Origin of the sequence: Streptomyces laculatispora (assembly GCF_017353455.1) — a bacterium.
Lineage (GTDB): Bacteria > Actinomycetota > Actinomycetes > Streptomycetales > Streptomycetaceae > Streptomyces > Streptomyces laculatispora.
On sequence record NZ_JAFMPZ010000235.1, the window covers coordinates 1 to 4,244 of the forward strand.

4 protein-coding genes are annotated in these 4,244 nt (G+C 72.4%); 3 read left to right on the forward strand and 1 reads right to left on the reverse strand.

The genetic code is table 11. From position 1 onward, the window contains the following. The coding region (locus J1C73_RS13300) for a GTP-binding protein (RefSeq protein WP_207316554.1) at positions 1-903 on the reverse strand (903 nt) is incomplete at its 3' end. Between the two features lie 328 nt (positions 904-1,231). Here J1C73_RS13300 and pgsA point away from each other — a divergent pair. The 3 genes from pgsA to J1C73_RS13315 are packed head-to-tail and all read left to right on the forward strand — an operon-like array spanning position 1,232 to position 4,001. Continuing rightward, a complete protein-coding gene (gene pgsA / locus J1C73_RS13305; RefSeq protein ID WP_207316552.1) occupies positions 1,232-1,912 on the forward strand; it encodes a phosphatidylinositol phosphate synthase in 681 nt (226 codons plus the stop codon). Next, positions 1,909-2,844: a phosphatidylinositol mannoside acyltransferase gene (locus J1C73_RS13310; protein ID WP_207316553.1), complete on the forward strand. Its 936-nt coding sequence runs from the start codon at positions 1,909-1,911 to the stop codon at positions 2,842-2,844. The genes pgsA and J1C73_RS13310 overlap by 4 nt, the downstream gene beginning before the upstream one ends. After that, on the forward strand, positions 2,841-4,001 hold the full coding sequence (locus J1C73_RS13315) for a glycosyltransferase family 4 protein (RefSeq protein WP_123468423.1): 1,161 nt from the start codon (positions 2,841-2,843) through the stop codon (positions 3,999-4,001). The genes J1C73_RS13310 and J1C73_RS13315 overlap by 4 nt, the downstream gene beginning before the upstream one ends. The last annotated feature ends 243 nt before the right edge of the window (positions 4,002-4,244 follow it).

The following is a 4,244-nucleotide window of genomic DNA, read 5'->3' on the forward strand; positions in this document are numbered from 1 at the left end:
GAGTTCGACGGTGCCGATGCCCTGACGGGCGCCCTCGGCGGCGGGGGCGGCGGCGAGGACGGGGTGGAAGGTGCCGCGTGCGACGGCGCGTTCCAGATCGTCGACGAGTGTCCTGATGTCGATGTCCGCGCCGTCGAGGTAGCGGTCCATCAGGGTCTCGTCCTCGCTCTCGGCGATGATCCCTTCGATGAGCCGGTTGCGGGCGTCGGCCAGCGGGGCCCGCTGGTCCTCGGCGGGCGGGTTCTCCGTCCGCTCGCCGCCGGAGTAGTCGAAGATCCGCTGGGAGAGCAGTCCGGTGAGCCCGGTCAGCGGGGCGTGCCCGTCGGAGCCCTCGGGACCGTGGACGGGCAGGTAGAGCGGGAGCACGGCGTCGGGGCCGTCACCGCCGGAGATCTCGCCGCAGATCCGCGTCATCGCGTCGAACGGGGTGCGGGCGGTGTCGAGGTGGGTGACGACGATGGCGCGCGGCATGCCGACGGCGGCGCACTCCTCCCAGACGGCGCGGGTGGCACCGGCCACGGCGGCTGACTCCTGGGCCGCCGAGACAACGAAGAGGGCCGCGTCCGCTGCCCGCAGACCGGCCCTGAGCTCCCCGACGAAATCCGCGTATCCCGGGGTGTCCAGCAGATTGATCTTGACCCCTCCCCATTCGACGGGAACCAGGGAGAGCTGTACGGAGCGTTGCCGGCGGTGTTCGATCCCGTCGTGGTCGGAGACCGTGCTGCCGTCCTCGACCCGGCCGGCCCGGTTGACCGCGCCCGCGGTCTGTGCGAGGGCCTCGACCAGGGTGGTCTTGCCCGAGCCGCTGTGGCCGACCAGCACCACGTTCCGTATGGAGGAGGGGTGGCCGGCCGTCGCCGCTCTTCCGGCGGCCCCGGTGTGCGCGTGTGCCTTGTCGCCCATGGTGCGTGCCTCCCAGATGATGGCGCGGGGCGGGAGAACCGCCGGGCGCGGGGTGGGGAGTGGCTGCACGGGCAGAAGGGAGCCGCCGCGGCGGCTTCGGCGACGCCCGCGGTACTTCCGAGCTTTCCACTCCCTTTGGGATGCGTCCATACGTCGTACGCCGCGGCACGGGCCCGCCGTCCGGACGGGGCCCGTGCCGCGGACCGGTCCGGACGGCCGGGCCCGGCGGCCCGGGGGTGCCCGGACGGTGGAGTGCGGCGGTCGTGACTACGATGGGCCAGCCGGTGGCCGATGGGGCCATGCGGCCCACCGAACCCTCGGGAAGGCCATGCTGAACAAGTACGCGCGTGCATTCTTCACGCGTGTCCTCACGCCGTTCGCCGCACTGCTGCTCCGTCTCGGCGTGAGTCCTGACGCGGTCACTCTGATCGGCACGGCCGGGGTGATGGCAGGTGCGCTGGTCTTCTTCCCGATGGGGGAGTTCTTCTGGGGCACGATCGTCATCACGATCTTCGTCTTCTCCGACCTCGTCGACGGCAACATGGCGCGGCAGGCCGGCATCTCCAGCCGGTGGGGCGCGTTCCTCGACTCGACGCTCGACCGGGTGGCCGACGGGGCGATCTTCGCCGGCTTCGTCCTCTGGTACGCGGGCAGCGGCGACGACAACGTCCTGTGCGCGGTCGCGATCTTCTGTCTCGCGAGCGGCCAGGTGGTCTCGTACACCAAGGCACGTGGTGAGTCGATCGGGCTGCCGGTCGCGGTCAACGGGCTCGTGGAGCGTGCCGAGCGGCTGGTGATCTCCCTGGTGGCGGCCGGGCTCGCCGGACTGCACAAGTTCGGTGTGCCGGGGATCGACATCCTGCTCCCGATCGCGCTCTGGATCGTCGCGGCGGGCAGCCTGGTGACGCTCGTGCAGCGCGTCGTGACGGTGCGCCGCGAGTCCGCGGAGGCCGATGCGGCCGCCGCGGCGTCGGCCGCGGCGGACCGGGGGAGCGAGGCCACTCAGTGAGCCGCGCACCCGGGGACGCGAAGCCCGGTCCCAAGGAACGGATCAGCGACGGGCTGTACGGACTCGGCTGGGCCGCGGTCAAGACGCTTCCCGAACCGGCCGCGCGGGCGCTCTTTCGCATCATCGCGGACCAGGTGTGGAAGCGGCGAGGCAAGAGCGTGCTGCGGCTGGAGTCGAATCTGGCGCGGGTCGTGCCGGACGCGAGCCCCGCCCGCCTCGCCGCGCTGTCCAAGGCCGGGATGCGCTCGTACATGCGGTACTGGATGGAGTCGTTCCGGCTGCCCACCTGGAGTGCGCGGCGGATCAAGGACTCCATCGACGTGTCGGACACGCACCGGCTGACCGAGGGGCTCGACGCCGGGCGCGGCGTCATCCTCGCCCTGCCGCACCTGGGGAACTGGGACCTGGCGGGCGCGTGGGTCACCACGGATCTGGAGGTCCCCTTCACCACGGTCGCCGAGCGGCTGAAGCCGGAGTCGCTGTACGACCGGTTCGTGGCCTACCGCGAGGGACTGGGCATGGAGGTCCTGGCGCACAACGGCGGGACCGCGTTCGGCACGCTGGCGCAGCGGCTGCGGGCGGGCGGCCTGGTCTGCCTGGTCGCCGACCGCGACCTGTCGGCCTCCGGCGTCGAGGTGACGTTCTTCGGGGACACGGCCCGGATGCCGGCGGGCCCGGCGCTGCTCGCCCAGCAGACCGGGGCGCTGCTGCTGCCGGTCACGCTCCACTACGACGACACGCCGGTGATGAAGGCGCGGATCCATCCACCCGTCGAGATTCCCGGCTCAGGTGACCGCGCGCAGCGGACGTCTGTCATGACACAGGCGCTGGCCGACGCCTTCGCCCTGGGAATCGCCGAGCACCCGGAGGACTGGCACATGCTGCAACGGCTCTGGCTCGCCGACCTCGAACCCCTCGGAGACCAGCAGTGAAGATCGGCATCGTCTGCCCGTACTCCTGGGACGTACCGGGCGGCGTGCAGTTCCACATCCGCGATCTGGCCGAGCATCTGATCCGGCTCGGCCACCAGGTGTCCGTGCTGGCCCCGGCCGACGACGAAACTCCGCTGCCGCCGTACGTGGTGTCCGCGGGCCGGGCCGTGCCCGTCCCGTACAACGGTTCCGTGGCCCGGCTGAACTTCGGTTTCCTGTCCGCGGCACGGGTGCGGCGCTGGCTGCACGACGGCACGTTCGACGTGATCCACATCCATGAGCCGACCTCGCCGTCGCTGGGGCTGCTGACCTGCTGGGCCGCGCAGGGGCCGATCGTCGCCACGTTCCACACGTCCAATCCGCGCTCCCGGGCGATGATCGCCGCGTATCCGATCCTCCAGCCGGCGCTGGAGAAGATCAGTGCGCGCATCGCGGTCAGCGAGTACGCGCGCCGCACCCTGGTCGAGCATCTGGGCGGCGACGCGGTGGTCATTCCGAACGGTGTCGACGTCGGGTTCTTCGCCGCGGCCGAGCCCAGGCCCGAGTGGCAGGGCGGCACGATCGGTTTCATCGGGCGCATCGACGAGCCCCGCAAGGGCCTGCCCGTGCTGATGCGGGCGCTGCCCGCGATCCTCGCCGCCCGCCCGGACACCAGGCTGCTGGTGGCCGGCCGGGGCGACGAGGAGGAGGCTGTCGCCTCGCTGCCGAAGGAGATGCGCGAGCGGGTCGAGTTCCTCGGCATGGTGAGCGACGAGGACAAGGCGCGGCTGCTGCGCAGCGTCGATGTGTACGTCGCGCCCAACACCGGCGGCGAGAGCTTCGGGATCATCCTGGTCGAGGCCATGTCGGCGGGCGCGCCGGTCCTGGCCAGCGACCTGGACGCCTTCGCACAGGTCCTGGACCTGGGCGCGGCGGGCGAACTATTCGCCAACGAGGACGCGGACGCGCTGGCGGCGGCGGCGGTCCGGCTGCTGGGCGACCCGCAGCGGCGCGCGGAGCTGCGGGAGCGCGGCAGCGCACACGTGCGGCGCTTCGACTGGTCGACGGTGGGGGCGGACATCCTCGCGGTCTACGAGACGGTGGCGGACGGGGCGGCGTCGGTCGCGGCGGACGAACGCACCGGGCTGCGGGCCAGGTTCGGGCTGACGCGGGACTGAGAGGCTGCCGGGCCGCCCGGCAGCCGCTGAGCCGCACCCGGTTCCCCGGCAGCTCTCCCGGGGGCTCTCCGGCCGGCCGAGGGGGCTGTGCGGCGCCCGGTCACCGGTAGCCTTCGGCCCGTGACCGAAACCCTCATCTGGACCGCCGTCGTGCTCGTCGCGATCGGCCTCTACCTCAGCTGGACCGCCGGCCGGCTCGACCGGCTGCACACCCGTATCGACGCGGCCCGGGCCGCACTCGAC